This is a genomic window from Bradyrhizobium sp. HKCCYLR20261, assembly GCF_051168435.1.
Taxonomy (GTDB): domain Bacteria; phylum Pseudomonadota; class Alphaproteobacteria; order Rhizobiales; family Xanthobacteraceae; genus Bradyrhizobium.
The window spans coordinates 574,449-591,201 of the sequence record NZ_JBNPUZ010000005.1 but is presented as its reverse complement, the minus strand read 5'-3'; the positions used below and the strand labels follow the sequence as shown (position 1 = coordinate 591,201).

At 64.9% G+C, this 16,753-nt stretch carries 16 protein-coding genes and 1 tRNA gene; 11 read left to right on the top strand and 6 right to left on the bottom strand.

Annotated features, from left to right (window positions below; genetic code table 11):
- The first annotated feature begins 331 nt into the window (after positions 1 to 331).
- The 5 genes from ACQR1L_RS15430 (at position 332) to ACQR1L_RS15410 (ending at position 7,843) form a co-directional block, all read left to right on the top strand.
- Positions 332 to 2,416: a hydantoinase/oxoprolinase family protein gene (locus tag ACQR1L_RS15430; protein WP_434858769.1), complete on the top strand. Its 2,085-nt coding sequence runs from the start codon at positions 332 to 334 to the stop codon at positions 2,414 to 2,416.
- A gap of 2 nt (positions 2,417 to 2,418) precedes the next feature.
- Positions 2,419 to 4,074 (top strand): hydantoinase B/oxoprolinase family protein, encoded by a 1,656-nt coding sequence (locus ACQR1L_RS15425; RefSeq protein ID WP_434858768.1) that lies wholly within the window; start codon positions 2,419 to 2,421, stop codon positions 4,072 to 4,074.
- 380 nt (positions 4,075 to 4,454) lie between these two features.
- Entirely contained in the window at positions 4,455 to 5,456 is a 1,002-nt protein-coding gene (locus ACQR1L_RS15420; protein ID WP_434858767.1) for a TRAP transporter substrate-binding protein, read from the top strand.
- Positions 5,449 to 6,054, top strand: a complete 606-nt coding sequence (locus tag ACQR1L_RS15415) for a TRAP transporter small permease subunit (protein WP_434858766.1) — start codon at positions 5,449 to 5,451, stop codon at positions 6,052 to 6,054. The genes ACQR1L_RS15420 and ACQR1L_RS15415 overlap by 8 nt, the downstream gene beginning before the upstream one ends.
- Positions 6,055 to 6,538: 484 nt before the next feature.
- Complete coding sequence (locus tag ACQR1L_RS15410; RefSeq protein ID WP_434858765.1) at positions 6,539 to 7,843, top strand: TRAP transporter large permease; 1,305 nt, start codon at positions 6,539 to 6,541, stop codon at positions 7,841 to 7,843.
- 248 nt (positions 7,844 to 8,091) lie between these two features.
- On the opposite strand, the gene ACQR1L_RS15405 is transcribed toward ACQR1L_RS15410, so the two are convergent.
- Positions 8,092 to 9,795 (bottom strand): Cache 3/Cache 2 fusion domain-containing protein, encoded by a 1,704-nt coding sequence (locus ACQR1L_RS15405; protein ID WP_434858764.1) that lies wholly within the window; start codon positions 9,793 to 9,795, stop codon positions 8,092 to 8,094.
- Between the two features lie 125 nt (positions 9,796 to 9,920).
- Between ACQR1L_RS15405 and ACQR1L_RS15400 the strand changes: the two genes are divergently transcribed.
- Both ACQR1L_RS15400 and ACQR1L_RS15395 read left to right on the top strand, forming a co-directional pair.
- Positions 9,921 to 11,366 (top strand): cryptochrome/photolyase family protein, encoded by a 1,446-nt coding sequence (locus ACQR1L_RS15400; RefSeq protein WP_434858763.1) that lies wholly within the window; start codon positions 9,921 to 9,923, stop codon positions 11,364 to 11,366.
- A gap of 70 nt (positions 11,367 to 11,436) precedes the next feature.
- Positions 11,437 to 11,724, top strand: a complete 288-nt coding sequence (locus ACQR1L_RS15395; protein WP_434858762.1) for a histone — start codon at positions 11,437 to 11,439, stop codon at positions 11,722 to 11,724.
- 140 nt (positions 11,725 to 11,864) lie between these two features.
- Here ACQR1L_RS15395 and ACQR1L_RS15390 read toward each other — a convergent pair whose 3' ends face one another.
- Entirely contained in the window at positions 11,865 to 12,308 is a 444-nt protein-coding gene (locus tag ACQR1L_RS15390) for a hypothetical protein (protein ID WP_434858761.1), read from the bottom strand.
- A 216-nt stretch (positions 12,309 to 12,524) separates the two neighbouring features.
- Between ACQR1L_RS15390 and ACQR1L_RS15385 the strand changes: the two genes are divergently transcribed.
- The 4 genes from ACQR1L_RS15385 (at position 12,525) to ACQR1L_RS15370 (ending at position 14,689) form a co-directional block, all read left to right on the top strand.
- Complete coding sequence (locus ACQR1L_RS15385; protein ID WP_434858760.1) at positions 12,525 to 12,785, top strand: hypothetical protein; 261 nt, start codon at positions 12,525 to 12,527, stop codon at positions 12,783 to 12,785.
- Positions 12,786 to 12,898: 113 nt separating this feature from the next.
- Positions 12,899 to 12,975: transfer RNA gene (locus tag ACQR1L_RS15380), tRNA-Arg, on the top strand.
- A 154-nt stretch (positions 12,976 to 13,129) separates the two neighbouring features.
- Entirely contained in the window at positions 13,130 to 14,347 is a 1,218-nt protein-coding gene (locus ACQR1L_RS15375) for an acyltransferase family protein (RefSeq protein WP_434858759.1), read from the top strand.
- An 81-nt stretch (positions 14,348 to 14,428) separates the two neighbouring features.
- Positions 14,429 to 14,689 (top strand): hypothetical protein, encoded by a 261-nt coding sequence (locus tag ACQR1L_RS15370; protein WP_434858758.1) that lies wholly within the window; start codon positions 14,429 to 14,431, stop codon positions 14,687 to 14,689.
- 25 nt (positions 14,690 to 14,714) lie between these two features.
- On the opposite strand, the gene ACQR1L_RS15365 is transcribed toward ACQR1L_RS15370, so the two are convergent.
- From ACQR1L_RS15365 to ACQR1L_RS15350, 4 genes are all read right to left on the bottom strand, one after another.
- The gene (locus tag ACQR1L_RS15365; protein ID WP_434858757.1) at positions 14,715 to 14,954 is read right to left on the bottom strand and encodes a hypothetical protein; all 240 of its coding nucleotides are present in this window, start codon (positions 14,952 to 14,954) and stop codon (positions 14,715 to 14,717) included.
- A 237-nt stretch (positions 14,955 to 15,191) separates the two neighbouring features.
- Complete coding sequence (locus tag ACQR1L_RS15360; RefSeq protein ID WP_434858756.1) at positions 15,192 to 15,638, bottom strand: host attachment protein; 447 nt, start codon at positions 15,636 to 15,638, stop codon at positions 15,192 to 15,194.
- Between the two features lie 68 nt (positions 15,639 to 15,706).
- Positions 15,707 to 16,117, bottom strand: a complete 411-nt coding sequence (locus ACQR1L_RS15355; RefSeq protein ID WP_434858755.1) for a DUF3775 domain-containing protein — start codon at positions 16,115 to 16,117, stop codon at positions 15,707 to 15,709.
- A 149-nt stretch (positions 16,118 to 16,266) separates the two neighbouring features.
- Positions 16,267 to 16,746, bottom strand: coding sequence for a hypothetical protein (locus ACQR1L_RS15350; protein WP_434858754.1), 480 nt, complete (start codon positions 16,744 to 16,746; stop codon positions 16,267 to 16,269).
- Positions 16,747 to 16,753 lie beyond the last annotated feature (7 nt).

Below are 16,753 nucleotides of genomic sequence, written 5' to 3'. Positions count from 1 at the left end.
ACACATACGCTGTCATTCCGGGGGCGGCGCGAAGCGACGAGCCCGGAATCCATAACCACGATCGGGAGTATGGATTCCGGGCTCGCCCTCCGGGCGCCCCGGAATGACGGTGTGGAAACATCGTACATCTCACATGGCTGGCTTCGCGCAACAGCATGAGGATGGAGCAGGCAACGGTCGCATGTCGATCAGCAAGGTTGAGCCCGCACGACACCGCGACCTCAAGTCCGCGCCGCACAAAACGCAGAGCAGCAACACGCATCTCCGCTGGCGCAATGGCATGGGACTTGCTCAAATCGCACCTCAATTCGTCGCTTGCGGAGATGACCGAATGCTTGAAGGAGCCGAAGTCCGGCTGGCCGTCGATATCGGGGGCACATTCACCGATATCGTTCTCGACATCGGCGATCACCGCCGCACACGCAAGGTGCTGACGACGCCGACGCAGCCAGAGCAGGCCGTGCTGGACGGGACGCGCCTGATTCTCGCCGATGCGAAGGCCCGCATCTCCGACATCGACGTCTTCATCCACGGCACCACGCTCGCGACCAACGCCATCATCGAGCGACGCGGCGCGAAGACGGCGCTGATCGCCACCTCAGGCTTCCGCGATGTTCTGGATATTGGAACTGAGAGCCGCTACGACCAGTACGATATCTCCATCGACAAGCCGAAGCCGCTGGTGCCGCGCAGCTTGCGCTTCACCGTCCCTGAGCGCGTCGATGCTCATGGCGACGTCAGGCTGCCGCTCGATGAAGCGGCGGTGCGCGCGCTCGTTCCACAATTGCGCGCGCTGGAGGTCAGCAGCATCGCCATCGCCTTCCTGCACGCCTACGCCAATCCCGCGCACGAGCGTCGTGCCGGTGAGATCCTGGCGGACGCGATGCCCGGTATCTCGATCACGCTGTCGTCGGCGGTCTGTCCCGAAATCCGGGAATATGAGCGTACCTCGACCGCCGTCGCCAACGCCTATGTGCAGCCGCTGATGGACTCCTATCTCGCGCGGATGGATCAGGCGCTGCGTATCGAGCAGTTCCGCGGCGCGATCTATCTCGTGACCTCCGGCGGCGGTGTCACCTCGATCGACACGGCGCGGCGTTTCCCGGTGCGCCTCGTCGAATCCGGTCCCGCCGGCGGCGCGATCTTCGCGGGCCAGATTGCCGCACGGCTCGGCGAGCGCAAGGTGCTGTCGTTCGACATGGGCGGCACCACCGCCAAGATCTGTCTCATCGAGGACTTCGAGCCGGAGAGCTCGCGCGTGTTCGAGGTCGATCGCGCCGCGCGCTTCCTGAAGGGCTCCGGCCTGCCGGTGCGCATCCCCGTCATCGAGATGGTCGAGATCGGCGCCGGCGGCGGCTCGATCGCGCGCATCGATGCGATGAAGCGCGTCACCGTCGGCCCCGAGAGCGCCTCCTCTGAGCCGGGCCCGGCGTGCTATGGCCGCGGCGGCCAGCATGCGGCCGTGACTGATTCCGACGTCGCGCTCGGCATGATCGATCCCGACGCGTTTGCCGGCGGCACCATCAAGCTCGATCCCGAGTTGTCGAAGCAGGCGCTGCTCCGCGACGTCGGCGCGCCGCTCGGCCTGGATGCCGAGACCGCAGCCTATGCGGTGCACGAGGTCGTCTGCGAGAACATGGCGAGCGCCGCGCGCGTTCACGCCGTCGAACGCGGCGCGATCATCGGCCAGCACACGCTGATCGCATTCGGCGGCGCCGCGCCGCTGCACGCCGCCCGCGTCGCCGAGAAGATCGGCGTCGCCAGGGTCATCGTGCCATCGAATGCCGGCGTCGGCTCGGCCGTCGGCTTCCTTGCCGCGCCGATCGCCTATGAGCTGGTACGCAGCCGCCACGCGCGGCTGGATGACTTCGACACCGCGCTCGTCTCCAGCCTGCTGCAGGAGATGGCCGATGAGGCCCGTGCCCTCGTCGAGCCCGGCGCGGCCGGCGCACCGGTCCGCGAGCGCCGTGCGGCGTTCATGCGCTATGTCGGCCAGGGTCACGAGATCAGCGTCGAGCTGCCGAACCGCGCACTGACCGCGGAGGACCTCCCTGCCCTGCGCAAGACCTTCGAGGCCGGCTATGCTGCGTTGTTCGAGCGCGCCATTCCAGGTGCCGCGATCGAGGTGCTGAGCTGGTCGGTGCTGGCCACGACGGACGCCCGCCAGCCGGCCACCGTCGCCGAGATCACGCGCAAGCCCGCCGGCGCGGCTTCGGGCCACCGCAAATTCTTCGACGGCCGCGCCGGCCGCTTCGTCGACATCCCACTGTACCGCCGCGAGCAGATGGCGCCGGGCGCTGTCATCGCAGGTCCCGCCGTGATCGCCGAGGACGAGACCTCGACCTTCATCTCCAACAGTTTCGACGCACATATCGACGGTGCCGGCAGCATCGTCATGGAACGGAAGGCGGCGTGACCATGAGCTCATCGCAAACCAGCCTGATCGACCTGCAGATCATGTGGCACCGGCTGATCGCCGTGGTCGAGGAGCAGGCCCAGGTGCTGCTGCGCACCGCCTTCAGCCCGATCGTGCGCGAATGCGGCGACCTCTCAGCGGGCGTGTTCGATCTGAAGGGTCGCATGCTCGCGCAGGCCGTCACCGGCACGCCAGGCCACGTCAACTCGATGGCGGAGTCGGTGAAGCACTTCATCGCGCATTTTCCGATCGAGACGATGAAGCCCGGTGATGCCTACATCACCAACGATCCCTGGATGGGCACCGGCCATCTCAACGACTTCGTCGTCACCACGCCCTGCTTCAAGGACGGCCAGCCGGTCGCTTTGTTCTCCTGCACCAGCCATCTGATGGACATCGGCGGCATCGGCTTCGGCCCCGACGGCACCGACGTGTTCATGGAGGGACTGTACATCCCGATGCTGAAGCTGATCGACCAGGGCGTCGTCAACGAGACCCTGATGGCGATGATCCGCGCCAACACGCGGCTGCCAGTCGACACCGAGGGCGACACCTACTCGCTCGCCGCCTGTAACGATGTCGGCTGCCAGCGCCTGGTCGAGATGATGCGCGAGTTCGGCATCTCAACGCTCGACGAGCTCGGCAACTACGTCTGCGACCGCTCGCGCGAGGCTGTGCTGGCCGAGATCGCCAAGCTGCCGAAGGGTACCTGGCGCAACGAGATGGTGGTCGACGGCTACGATGCGCCGGTGACGATCAAGGCCGCGCTGAAGATCAGCGATGACGGCATTCACGTCGATTTCGACGGCACGTCGACAGCGTCGAAGTTCGGCATCAACGTGCCGCTGTCCTACACCACCGCCTACACGGTGTTCGGCCTCGGCTGCGTGGTGGCCTCTGCGATCCCCAACAATGCCGGCTCGCTGTCGCCGTTGACCGTGTCAGCGCCATCGGGCGCAATCCTGAACGCGCCAAAGCCCGCGCCGGTCGCCTCGCGCCACGTCATCGGCCAGATGCTGCCCGACGTCGTGTTCGGCTGCTTGCGCCAGATCATTCCGGAACGGGTGCCCGCCGAAGGCACCTCCTGCCTGTGGAATCTCAACGTGCGCGGCCAGACCCGCTCCGGCGCCGGCGGCAATTACGGATTCTCGATGGCGGTGACGTCGAACGGCGGCACCGGCGCGCGCTTCGACAAGGACGGGCTGTCGGCGACGGCCTATCCGTCCGGCGTGCGCGGCACGCCGGTCGAGATCGCGGAGACGCAGACGCCGCTGATCTTCTGGCGCAAGGAGCTGCGGCCGGATTCCGGCGGCGCCGGCCGCACCCGCGGCGGCCTTGGCCAGATCATCGAGGTCGGCAGCGGCGTCGACGCGCCGTTCGACATCCTCGCCGCCTTCGACCGCATCGACCACCCGCCCCGCGGCCGCGACGGCGGCCACAATGGCGAGGCCGGCTATGTCGGGCTCGCCTCGGGCAAGAGGCTGCGCGGCAAGGGCTTCCAGACCGTGCCGCCGGACGATCGGCTGGTAGTGCTGACCCCGGGCGGCGCGGGCATCGGCGATCCGCGTGAGCGCGCGGCGGCGCTGGTGCAGGGCGATGTCGAGAGCGGGCTGGTGTCGGCGGACAACGCGGCGAAGGTTTATGGGCATGGACTGTGAGCAACTCGTACGCGCCGAACGCCAGACGCTTCGCAAGCCCAGGAGTCCGTTCGTGAGATCATCTCTCCGAGTCCTCGTGGGAGGAAGGCGCGCAACTGTTACTCCTCACCCTGAGGAGCTCGCCGAAGGCGAGCGTCTCGAAGGGCGAGGCCCGGACTTGGGCCTCATGGTTCGAGACGCGTCGCAAGGGCGACGCTCCTCACCATGAGGGTCAAGAGCCGAGATCGGCACTGAAAACCTGACCATGAACACACCGAAACGCATGTTGATGGACAGGGTCGACATTCGAGACCGGCGCCGCACGTGAGAGGCGGCCGCAACTCTGCCTACCTCACTGCATCCTTTAAACTCGATAGCTCAGCAACGAAGCGGAGACCCTCATGATCACGCGACGCACATTCACCGCCGGAGCAGCCTCCCTGCTCGCTGCGACCCAGGTTTCGACGCGCGCCCGCGCCGCCACCACCAACTGGGACATGTCCACGGTCTGGCCCGACGGCAATTTCCACACCCAGAACGCGATGGCCTTCGCCGAGGAGGTGAAGAAGCAGACCAATGGCGCCGTCAACATCACGGTGAAGGCCGGCGGTCAGCTCGGCTTCAAGGGGCCCGAGCATCTGCGCGCGATGCGCGACGGCCTCGTGCCGCTCGCCGACGTGCTCAATATCCAGCAGGTCGGCGACGAGCCGTTCATGGGCGTCGAGAGCATCCCGTTCCTGGCCGGCTCGATGGACGAGCTCAAGGTCCTGCACAAATACGTCCGGCCGGAATACGAGAAGATCGCCGCTCGCAACAACCAGAAGATCCTCTACATCGTGCCGTGGCCGACGCAGTACCTGCATCTGAAGGTCAAGTCCTCCGACGTCGCCGGCTTGAAGAACATCAAGATCCGCGTGCCTGACAAGAACGCGGTCGACATGCTCAATGCCATCGGCATGGCCGCGGTGATGATCCCCTGGGGCGAGACCATTCCGGCATTGGCCTCTGGCGCCGTCGCCGGCGTCTCGACCTCGTCGGTGTCGGGTGTCGACGGCAAGTTCTGGGAGTTCCTCAAATACGTCTACCCGACCAACCATGTGTGGTCGTCGCAGATGCTCAATGTGAACCTGGACTCCTGGAAGGCGCTGACGCCTGAACAGCAGAAGATCGTCGCTGACGTCGCCGCGAAGATGGAGCCGACCTTCTGGGCCAACTCGCTCAAGGCCGACGTCGACAGCCTCAACCGCCTGACGGAAGGCGGCATGGAGGTGGTGCCGGTCTCGGACGCGATGATGACGGAGATCCGGGCCAAGACCGCGCCGCAGATGGAGGCCTTCCTCAAGCGCGTGCCGGCGGCGGAAGCCCCGGTGAAGTCCTATCTCGCCGAGATGAAGCGTGGCTGAGGTCGCGCAAGCCACCTCGCCGGCCGATCGGGCGAGCCTCAACGCAGCGGCGCCCGCGCCGCTGCGCATCCTGCTTGATGTCATCGACCGGCTCGGCCGGCTCGATGGCTGGATCGGCGGCGGCTGCCTGTTGCTGCTGACCACGCTGATGCTGGCGGAGGTGACCACGCGGGCGCTGTCGAACGTGCTGCCGTTCTTACCGCCGACGATCTCGATCGCGTGGGAATACTCGTCCTACCTGATGGCGGCCTCCTTCACCTTCGGCGCCGCGATGACGTTGCGGACCGGTGGCCACATCCGCGTGGTGCTGCTCTTGAAGAACGTGCCGGCACCGCTGCAACGCGCGCTGGAAGTGCTGGCCGCCGCCGCCGGCTTCGCCTTCATGGCTTACCTCACCTCGGCCATGACGAAGTTCGCGTGGAGCTCCTTCATCCGCGGCCAGGTCTCGACCTCGAGCGACACCCCGCTGTGGTTTCCGCAAGCCGTCGTCACCTTCGGCATGCTGCTGCTCACCCTGCAATTCCTCGCCCGCGCCATCCAGGCCGCGCTGGGACTGCCGCTGGAAGACCACCGCATGAAGGCGTCGCCGGTCGAATGAGGGGACGTAGACGACTCGAGACGCGCATGTGCCTGCTTCGGGCAGCAGCCAGCAACGATAGCGGCCATAGGCGCGCCGAAAGGCGAGCCTGCGGACGTGATGCTCATCGGGACGACTGCTCTCCCCCCGCGTCGTTCCGGGGCGCGCGGAGCTTGAGGCCGACGAATGTCGGCCTCAAGTCGGAGCGCGAGCCCGGAACCCATAGCCACAGGATGCCTTGTGGGGCACGCGTGTGGTTGGCATTTCGCTCCACCACATTGGCCTGTGAGTATGGATTCCGGGCTCATTCGCGCTGCTTCAAAATGGCTTCGCCATTTTGCGCGCGAATGCCCCGGAATGACCGAGCAGGCGGAAGCAGACTCCCGAGCATCGGCTACGCACTCCGCGTATCGCGAAGACGCTTTGCAACGGCAAACGACATATCCAGCGCATCATTCCGCCTCCCTCTCCCGCCTGCCCTCCTCATCGCGGACTGCCCCTCCCCATGACCATCGAAGTCATCGCCCTCTTCGCCATCCTGTTCGCGCTGCTGGCCGGCGGCCTGTGGATCGGGCTCACGCTCGCCTTCACCGCGACCCTGCTGCTGGCGATGTTCCGCTCGATCCCGCTGGACAAGCTGCTGCCGCAATATGCCTGGAACATCCTGACCACCCAGGAGCTGCTGGCGCTGCCGCTGTTCATCCTAATGGGCGAGCTGCTGTTCCGCACCCGCCTGTCGCGCTCGCTGTTCCAGGGCCTCGCGCCCTGGGCCGGGCTGCTTCCGGGCCGGCTGCTCCACGTCAACGTCATCGGCTGCACCATCTTCGCCGCGATCTCCGGCTCGTCGGCCGCGACCACGCAGGTGATCGGCCGGATGTCGCTCAACGAGCTCTTGCGCCGCGGCTATTCGCGCGACATCGCGATCGGCTCGCTCGCCGGCGCCGGCACGCTCGGCTTCCTGATCCCGCCGTCGAACATCATGATCATCTATGGCGTGCTCGGCGACGTCTCGATCCTGAAACTGTTCACCGCAGGCGTACTTCCGGGCCTGCTGCTCGCCGGCACCTTCATGGGCTGGGTGATGCTGCACACCACGCTTAAGCCCGCGATGGTGCCGAAGGCCGAGGCACAGCTGTCGCAGGTGCCGTGGGCGGAGCGCTTCGCCGCGCTGAAGGACCTCGCCCCTGCGCTGTTCCTGATCGCCTGCGTGCTCGGCTCGATGTATGGCGGCCTCGCCACACCGTCGGAGGCCGCCGCGGTCGGCGTGCTCGGCGCGGCGTTGGTGGCGTATTTCCAGGGGGCGCTGTCGCAGCAGGTCATCCGCGACGTGATGATCGGCTCGGTCATCACCTGCTCGATGATCGCGCTGATCGTGCTCGGCGCCTCGATCCTCGGCAATGCCGCGGCCTTCCTCGGCATCCCCCAGGCGGTGGCCGCCTTCGTCAAGGGCCTCGGCCTGTCGCCGTTCATGCTCATCGTCGTGCTGATCGTGTTCTACCTGATCCTGGGCTGCTTCCTCGACGGCTTCTCGATGATCGTGATGACCCTGCCGATCGTGCTGCCGATCGTGAAGGGCGCGGGCTTCGACGAGGTGTGGTTCGGGATCTTCCTGGTGCTCGCCGTCGAGATGGCCCAGATCACGCCGCCGGTCGGCTTCAACCTGTTCGTGATCCAGGGCCTGACGGAGGACGGCCTCGGCTACATCGCCCGCGTGACCGCCCCCTATCTCATCATCATGGTCGCCTTCGTGCTGCTGCTCACGCTGTTCCCGGGCATCGTGACGATCCTGCCAAAGCTGCTCTACGGGTGATCCATGTGATTTCGACGAGATCTTTCCAAGCCGTCATTCCGGGGCATTCGCGCGCAAAATGGCGAAGCCATTTTGAAGCCGCGCGAATGAGCCCGGAATCCATAACCACGAACGGTCGTGGCATGGCGAGATGCGAGTGGCACCGCTCTTCGAACCAACGACCGCTCGTGGTTATGGATTCCGGGCTCGCGCTTCGCGCGCCCCGGAATGACGAGGGAGTTGGCATCAGCGTGACGGGAGCGGCCAGATCACGCCGCGCGCATCCCGTCGAGGAACTTCTGCACCTCGGCCTTCAGCCGCAGGCTCTCGCCGGACAGCGCCTGGGCGGAGGCGAACATCCGGTTGGAGCTTTCGCCGGTCTCGCCCGCACCGCGCGCCGCGCTGCGGATGTTGCTGACGACCTCGGCGGTGCCGCTCGCGGCCGAGCGAACGCTCTGGGTGATGTTCTGGGTGGCGGCGCGCTGCTGCTCGACAGCGGCCGAGATCGATGCCGCGATCTCGTTGATGCGCTCGATGGTCGAACTGATCGCCTTGATGGCGTCGACCGATTCCTGCGTCACAGTCTGCATATTGGCGATCTGGCTGGAGATCTCCTCGGTCGCCTTGGCGGTCTGGCCGGCGAGCGTCTTGACCTCCTGGGCCACGACCGCGAAGCCGCGACCGGCATCGCCGGCGCGGGCGGCCTCGATGGTGGCGTTCAGCGCCAGCAGATTGGTCTGCTCGGCGATCGAGGTGATCAGCTTGACGACGTCGCCGATGCGGTTGCCGGCGTCGGACAGCTCCTTGATGCGCTGGTCGGTCGCGGTCGCCTGGTTGACCGCCTCGGCGGCGATGGCGTTGGATTCCTGGACGCGGCGGATGATCTCGGCGATCGAGCCGGACAGCTCGTCGGACGCGGCCGCAGCGGTGCGGACATGCTCCGAGGCGTTTTCGGAGGCGCCGGCCGACTGCCCCGACAGGTCTGCGGTGGTGCGCGCCGTCTGGGTGAGCTGGCGAGCCTCGCGCTCGAACTCGCTCGACGAGGTCAGCACGTTCTCGATGATGCCGCCGATGCTGGCCTGGAAGGAGTCGACGAAGCGCTGCAGTTCGGCTTTGCGCTGCTCGACCGCGGCCGTCGCGGCCGCCACCTGCTCCTCGCGCATGCGGCGGCGCTCGCTGGCCGCACTGCGGAACACGACGAGGCTGCGGGCAATCTCGCCGATTTCGTCGCCGCGCTCGTCGGAGTTGATCTCGACAGTCTCGCGTCCCTCGGCGATCGCCGTCAGCGCCTCGGTGACGGCGCTCAACGGCTTGGTGATGCGGCTCACGGCCAGCATCGTCAGTCCGAGCACCAGCAGCGCCGCGACCGCGGCCGCTACGATCATGGTCTGCATCGCCTGCGACAGCATCGCGTCGAGCTCGGCCATGGGCACGCCGACATAGAGGATGCCGATCACCTTGCCGGCCGGGCTGGTCACCGGGAAATAGGCGGTCATGAACGGCTTGCCGAACAGCGTGGCCGGCCCCTTATAAGCCTCGCCCCTGCGCAGCAGCGCCTGCGCCGGATGGTCGGCCGCGAGCTGCGTGCCAACCGCGCGGTCGCCGTTCTCCTTCTTCACATTGGTCGAGCGGCGCACGAACTGCCCGCCGTCATCGACAACAAACAAGGTGGCGCTGCCGCCGACATAGGAGACGGCGCGGTCGACGATGGCGTGATCCTTGATCTCCGGAATGGCCGGGATCTCGATGCGCGAAACGACGCCGTTCTGCACGTTGACTTTGGCGTCCTTGAAGGTCTCGCCGAACGCCAGCGCAAACGTCCGCAGATTACCTTCGATGTCACGCTTGGCGCGATCGGCGAATTCGTTCGTGAGCGACCAGTAGGCGGCGCCGACCACGAGGGCCGTGTTCAACGCGATGACGACAACGGCGCCAATCAGCGCCTTGGTGCCGAGCTTCAATTTGACGGGCACGTCAGAAACCTTCCCAGGGAACTGCAACTGAATCTCAAACTGCCCGTACTTCGTTTCCAACCCATTATTTTCCGGCAGGAAGAATACGGACTCTCCTGCACAAAGCGGCAAAAAGATACCTGAGAATGAGTTCCAGCCCTATCATCGTATGGTTTCGCGAGAGCCTGCGGCTATCTGACCACCCCGCGTTGTATACTGCAGCCCAGGCCGGCGGCCCGGTTGTTTGTAGTTACATCTACGATCAGGAGAGTCCCGAACTCCGTCCTCTCGGAGGAGCGACGCGATGGTGGCTGGCGCAATCGCTGCGTGCACTCCGCGCGGAGTTGCAGTCGCTCGGCAGCGACCTGGTGATTCGCCGGGGGCCGGCGGCAAAGGTGCTCGGCGACCTCGCGGCGGAGACCAAGGCCGCCGCAGTGTACTGGAACGACGTCGCGCAGAGCGGTCCCCGCGCCGTCGCCGACGGTGTCGAGGCGGCGCTTGGCAGGATCGATGTGAAGACCCGCGTCTTCGCGGATGATCTGCTGGTCGACCCGGCCGAGATGCGCGGCAAGGACGGACGCGGGCCGCGCGTGTTCACTCCGTTCTGGAAGCGCGTGCTGGCGCTGGGCGCACCGCCGAAGCCGCTGCCGACGCCGGTCCGGCTGACGCCGCTGGCCGGCCTTGCGAGCCTCGCCGTCGACGAATTGGGATTGGAGCCGACAAAGCCGGACTGGGCCGGCGGGCTGCGCGACGCCTGGCGGCCGGGTGCGCGCGCGGCGCAGCAGCGCCTCACTCAGTTCCTCGAAACGGCGGTCGGCAGCTATGCCGCCGAACGCGACCGCCCCGACATCGAAGCCACCTCGCGGCTGTCACCGCATTTACGTTTCGGCGAAATCAGCCCGCGCCAGGTCTTTCACGCCGCGCGCTTCGCCGCCGAGGAGCGTCCCGCATTGGCGAAGGGGATCGACAAGTTCCTGAGCGAGGTCGGCTGGCGCGAGTTCAGCCGGCATTTGCTGTTCAACAATCCCGACCTCGCCACCCGCAACCTGCAACCGTCGTTCGACGCCTTTCCGTGGATTCAGAATGACGCCGCGCTTGCGGCATGGCAGCGCGGCCAGACCGGCTATCCGATCGTCGACGCCGGCCTGCGCGAGCTGTGGCACACCGGCAGCATGCACAACCGCGTCCGCATGGTGGTGGCCTCGTTGCTGGTGAAGCACCTGCTGATCGATTGGCGGCAGGGCGAACAGTGGTTCTGGGATACGCTGGTTGATGCCGACCCGGGCAGCAACCCGGCGAGCTGGCAATGGGTCGCGGGCTCCGGCGCGGATGCGGCCCCCTATTTCCGGGTCTTCAATCCCGTGCTGCAGGGCGAGAAGTTCGATCCGCAAGGCGCCTATGTGAAGCGCTGGGTTCCCGAACTGGCGCGCCTGCCGGCCCCTTTGGTCCATCAACCTTGGGCAGCAAAGCCGCTCGAGCTCGCCGAGGCGGGCGTGGCACTCGGACGCTCCTACCCGGCGCCGGCCGTCGACCACAAGCTGGGGCGCGAGCGCGCGCTGGCGGCCTACGCACGCTTGCGCACAAGTGATTAGTTGCGCTCGCTTTGACAGCACGGAGAATCCAGCTATCGTCGTCGGGTTTCCAACAAATCGGGGGACCGATATGGACGACACCACACTCACCGACCCGACCGTCGCCGCGCCGGGCACGCCGCCCGAGGCTGCGACGGATCCTGTGACCGCCGCGGCTCCCAAGGCCAAGCGGGCCGCAAAGAAGAAGACCCCCGCCAAGAAGGCCGCCCCCAAGCGGGCCGCCGCCAAGGCCAAGAAGGTCGCCACCAAGAAGTCGGCCAAGAAGACCGTGAAGAAAGCCGCCAAGAAGGCTGCGAAGAAGACGGCGAAGAAGGCCACCAAGAAAGCGGCCAAGAAGACGAAGAAGGCCAAGCGCTGATCGGCTTGGTTGGGGACTGAAGCGGGTAACGCCCGGTGCTGACAGTCCAGGCGAAACAATCCAGTGCCCGGTAGTGGGGACGATCTGGCGCTGGATTGTTTCGTTCGTGTCGACGGCGTCGCTGTTTGCCCGGGTTCCGCTCACCAGGCGTCCGGGCATGGATCGACGATCTTCCAGAGCTCGATGCCGTTCTTGATCCGCTTCATCTCGGTGGTCAGCCCACCATTGCGGCGGATCCAGTCCTTCACGGAATCCGGATAATAGGACATCAGCTCGGATGTCCCCTCCACGCTGGTGACCTTGATGCCGAACGTGAAGGCCTTGTCGTAGTAGGCCTGGTGAAAACCGAGGCTCGCTTTCGGCGTGACGCAGATCTTGTTCATCGGCACGATGCCGAACACCAGCGTGCAGGCGGAATTGCAGATGCCGTCGATGATGACACGCTGGCGGGTGTCGCGGATGTGCTTATACTTCGCCTTGTATTCCTCGATGTAGCCGCCATGATCGCGCGTGATATGCAGATCCGCGCGCGCCGGAGCGGCGGCGACCAGCGAAAGCAGCACGCATGGAATCAGGCGGTTCATGAAGCGGACGAAAAACCTGGTCGTATCTCGGCAAGGTCGCGACAAGGCCGGCCGCCACTGCACGACGAATTTGCCGGACTTTGTCACGGATTCGTTAAGCATGCGGAAAAGGCCAAAATTTTGACCGATATCCGCCTTTGCGGCACCCTTTCCGCCCGTTCGGGGTTAGATTGTCGGCCAGTTGGCTGGCCTTAGCGCTGTTTCCGGAGAAAAGACATGATCAAGCTCGCTTTCCTCGCCGCCGCCCTGGTCACGGCCGGGGTAGCCCTATGTCCCGCGCCCTCGGAGGCGCGCCACCACCATAGGCACCATCGCCACCACCATGGCCTGCCTTACGCGATCAGCTTCCTCCATAACTACAGTCCCGGCCCCCTGCCCGGCACCTTCGCGTTCTATGATGGCCCGTCGACCAACCATTGCTACCAGAGTTCGGCGGCCTATATCGGCCAGGACCGACGCCGGCATCCCTGCTTCTAAACTTCTTCCACGGCATGTCGCACCTCTGCGACCGCCCACCTCATGCGTGACGGAGGCTGGCCTTGCCCAGCCAAGTCTGGTATCCGGTTCACGTGGGGTTTGACCCGCACTGCGCGCTCGTAGCTCAGCTGGATAGAGCATCGGATTTCGATTCCGAGGGTCGGGAGTTCGAATCTCTCCGAGCGCGCCAGTATGCTCTCCGTCCAGAGTTGGAAAAACGTTCGTCGGCACTTTATCATGCCGCGACGGGGAGCTGGGGTCACATCGCCGGATTTGACCTCTTGCCTAACACACCCTCAGGAGATCCGGTTGCCTGCGCGGGCTGCTGTTTCTAAAACGCCCGCGTGACCCAGCCCTCAGGAAAATCTCCGACCGTGAATGACCAACGCTTCATCGGTTCGCTGACCGGCCTGCGCTTCGTCGCGGCCGCGACGGTGGCCGTCGGACATGGCGCCCCCTCGTTGGCGTCAGGCCCGCTGCCGGACCTGATCGCCCAGGTCAGCAGCATCGGCATGACAATGTTCTTCGTGCTCAGCGGATTCGTGCTGTGGCTGAACTATGCCGAACGCCTGCGGTCGCAACCGCTTGGCCCCGCCCTGCGCGAATTCGCGATCGCACGATTTGCGCGTCTCTATCCCATGTACGCGGCGGTGGTGCTTGTGATCATCACGTATCTGATGATTGCCCGAAGTCTGTCGGCTCCTTCGCTGGGGTTCATTCTGACGATGACCCAGGCCTGGTTTCCTGTTCAGAACGGCACGATGCTGGTTGCGGTTGTTCCGTCATTGCAGCACCTCTGGTCGATCAGCGTCGAACTGTTCTTCTACCTGCTGTTTCCGTTCGTCTGTCTGCTGCTCGGGAGCGTCGTCAGATTGTCGACCATGATCGGGCTCGCGCTCGTGAACGTCGCTCTGTTTGCATTGACGATCGTTGCCTTCTTCAGCGTTGGCGATGCCGCATTGAAGGCCATTGCGCCGAGTCTCACGCAGCACGGGATGCAGTGGCTCACCTATTACTCGCCCTACCTCCATATCGCCCAGTTCATCGCCGGCTGCTTTGCCGCGATGATCTATCAGAACCGCGCGAATACGAGTGTGACCGATGGAGAACGGCGCGGCGTCGGCATCCTGTTCTGGATTTCACTGGTCAGCCTCGTCTGCGCACCCGTACTGCTGTTCCTGCAACCGCGGCTGCCGGGCTGGTCGTTCTCCATCGAACTCGCCGTCCGATTGATCGAGATCATCGGCTTCACGATCGTGTTCATTGCGGCTAGCCGCTACGGCCATGCGCGTTGGCTGTCGTCACGACCGATGATCGTCGGCGGCGAATGCAGCTATTCGATCTATCTGCTGCACCCTTTCCTCATTCGGCTGGCGATGATCGGCAAGTCCGACGCGCCTGGAGCCGTCGAGCTTGTGCTTCGGTTGGGCCTGTTCGTCATGATCGCGACGGCAATTGCCTGGATTGCCTACATGCTGATCGAGGCTCCCGCACGGACATGGTTAAGGAAGTCTTTCGGCACCAGCGCCCCGCGGGACGTGATCCGCGCAAAGCCGGTCTGAACGAAGTCGACTTCAGCCGGTTCAAGCCCACCGGTCATTTTCTACCGCGGGTTTACTCGGATCATTTGGTGCGAATTTAAGATGATTGCAGCCAGTCTGTCGCGCATCGAATACGGCAAGGATGCAACGATGATTATCCAGATCAAGGCGAAGTGCGAAACCAACGGCTCGGTGCTGGCGGCTGCGAGCTATGACGACGCAGATCAGCAGGACCGGGCGACTGCAATCATCACGCTGCTGCAGCAGGTGTTGGCTCATTCGGACGTTTCGGACGAAGAGCGACTGTTCACGCTGGACATCGAGTCCGTGCCCGCGCCAACTGTCCCCTCCTCACAGTCCTGAACTCGACGCCGCACGCGTCGGCGGTTCACTTCATCAAGCAGATCCTGGCTTGCCTGCTCCATCGAAATCCCGCGCCACACGGCGGTCGCGGGCGGGCGCCCGCGGGACACTCATTCCACACCGGTGCGCCGACTTCCCAGCCGTTGACCACGCAGCCGCCGTTAGGCGCAACGTGACATCCTGGACCGCACGTCTCGTTGGCGGCCGAGATCCCCGTGCCAACCGCAAGCGCGCCAAGCAGTGTAACCCAAAACAACAGCCGCATCGGCCCGATCCCCTTCACTCCGCATCCCGCCAACGTTCCGCAAGATCCAACCGGGAACGACTTCTCCGGTTCCAGGGCGGCGTCAGTACGACCATGTTTGGACGGATTTTGGCCAACAGCCTCGATAAGGCGTTGCAGGAGAGCGCCATAAAAAGATCCCGTCGCTGCCACACGACAGCGACGGGATCCAGATGCCGAATGTGTCGGCGGCGTCGGTTCGAAGGCCGGCTCCTCGGCTCAAGCCAGCAGTTGTTTTTCGATCTCGTAGACCGGCAGCTTGACCAGGTCCTTGTGGACCTCGCCGTGCAGGACCTTGCGGACAGCGTCCGAATAGTCGGCGCGGATCATGCCGAGCGCACGGGGCGAGGCCACCATGGTCACAGCCTTGGTTTCGCCCGCCAGAACGGCATGATGCAAGCGGTCGGCCAGTTGCTTCAGGAACGCGCGCTCAGCCTGGTCATGCCAGTCGGTCTGTTCAACCGAACTGCGGGCGTGGCCGAACGACTGCTGCACCGAGCCGGGCGCATCCGTACCCTGAGCGCCGGTCCGCTCGTTCTCGTGCTCGCGGACCTCTTTGGTATGCAGATTCGGAAACATGCTGTCGCCGATGTTCTCAAGGATCAGCGCCTTGCGGCCGTCGCACACGACGACCCAATCACCCGTTCCGACCTTCATCTTGTCCATGAGCTTACTCCATCCTCGCAATATCAACGAAGAACCAAGCGGCTGGCTGGGAGACAGAAGTCGTCCAGCTAGATGCCTTCTTCGAAGTCTTCCAGGGAGAGGCCGAACTCCGAGAGCGCCTCTTCCAGATAGTCGCCAAGCATCGGCGTTTCGATCAGATAGTTTGCCGTGCGATTGTTGTGAGCCTGAGCCGCCTGAGCGCGGAGCTCATCCCAATTCTCCAGCGAGCCGTCGCCCCGGCCCAGCCAGGTCAGCGCCACGAGATCGATCTGTTCGTCGACGTTGAGCCCACGAATGAAGCTGACTAGCTCGGAGCGATCGGTGCTCGTCCCCCGTCCGCCCGTGCCGGTGGACGAATCATCATCAGTCAGACCGGCCAGCAGCTCGGGCTCGGACGCTTCCATTTCGTACTGATGCGTCTTGGTGACGACAAAGGCGACCTTTTCCGGCGAGATCGACAAAGTGGGCGTGGTAGTCATACAGCGTCTCCGTGGGTCCCCGGGCAACGCTCCCTGGTCCCATCCAAGTGACGCTAGGCGCTCCGGGCAGAGCGCACTTTGCGCAAGATCAAGGCAGTCTGGCGGCGTGGTACGCGGCTTGCCGCCGTCGGCTGATCGGAAGCGCAGAGTTACCAGGTCGAGTTGAACAGGCCGGAGTGCGGCTGCTGCGCCACGAGGATCATCGGTCGGCCCGGCGCCTTCGCGACCTTGCGCTTCTTCGAGTCCGTCGTCTTGACCGCCTCGGAGAGCTTCGCGGCGTGGAGCTTTTCGGCCGACTTGGGCGCGACCGCCTGTGGGCGCACCTCGGCAGGTGTCATCTGGGCATAGGCGTCCCGTGCACTGCTCTTGGCCGGCTCTACAGCAACCGCCGGCTGCGCGGGCTGCTCCACCTTGGCCAGTTTCTCGGAAGCGCTTGCGGGAACCACGGCCGCCGTATCCATCACGATCCGCTCCGGCCACTTGCGCGTGGACTGGATGCGGACGGGGGGAAGTTCCGACGCAGATGTTAACGTGGTCGGCAGCGGCACGCTCGGCAATACCGAATCGGCGAGGACCAACAACGCGAGCAAAGCTCCGCCGACAAAAAGGAAGTAACGCAGAATGGGCATAACTTTA

Excerpts from the sequence above, each read along its gene's own strand:
- ACQR1L_RS15360 (WP_434858756.1), bottom strand. The coding sequence starts at position 15,638 with ATGGACAAGATGAAGGTCGGAACGGGTGATTGGGTCGTCGTGTGCGAC.
- ACQR1L_RS15355 (WP_434858755.1), bottom strand. The coding sequence starts at position 16,117 with ATGACTACCACGCCCACTTTGTCGATCTCGCCGGAAAAGGTCGCCTTT.
- ACQR1L_RS15420 (WP_434858767.1), top strand. The coding sequence starts at position 4,455 with ATGATCACGCGACGCACATTCACCGCCGGAGCAGCCTCCCTGCTCGCT.
- ACQR1L_RS15350 (WP_434858754.1), bottom strand. The coding sequence starts at position 16,746 with ATGCCCATTCTGCGTTACTTCCTTTTTGTCGGCGGAGCTTTGCTCGCG.
- ACQR1L_RS15370 (WP_434858758.1), top strand. The coding sequence starts at position 14,429 with ATGATTGCAGCCAGTCTGTCGCGCATCGAATACGGCAAGGATGCAACG.
- ACQR1L_RS15425 (WP_434858768.1), top strand. The coding sequence starts at position 2,419 with ATGAGCTCATCGCAAACCAGCCTGATCGACCTGCAGATCATGTGGCAC.
- ACQR1L_RS15400 (WP_434858763.1), top strand. The coding sequence starts at position 9,921 with ATGAGTTCCAGCCCTATCATCGTATGGTTTCGCGAGAGCCTGCGGCTA.
- ACQR1L_RS15395 (WP_434858762.1), top strand. The coding sequence starts at position 11,437 with ATGGACGACACCACACTCACCGACCCGACCGTCGCCGCGCCGGGCACG.
- ACQR1L_RS15430 (WP_434858769.1), top strand. The coding sequence starts at position 332 with ATGCTTGAAGGAGCCGAAGTCCGGCTGGCCGTCGATATCGGGGGCACA.
- ACQR1L_RS15385 (WP_434858760.1), top strand. The coding sequence starts at position 12,525 with ATGATCAAGCTCGCTTTCCTCGCCGCCGCCCTGGTCACGGCCGGGGTA.
- ACQR1L_RS15390 (WP_434858761.1), bottom strand. The coding sequence starts at position 12,308 with ATGAACCGCCTGATTCCATGCGTGCTGCTTTCGCTGGTCGCCGCCGCT.
- ACQR1L_RS15365 (WP_434858757.1), bottom strand. The coding sequence starts at position 14,954 with ATGCGGCTGTTGTTTTGGGTTACACTGCTTGGCGCGCTTGCGGTTGGC.
- ACQR1L_RS15410 (WP_434858765.1), top strand. The coding sequence starts at position 6,539 with ATGACCATCGAAGTCATCGCCCTCTTCGCCATCCTGTTCGCGCTGCTG.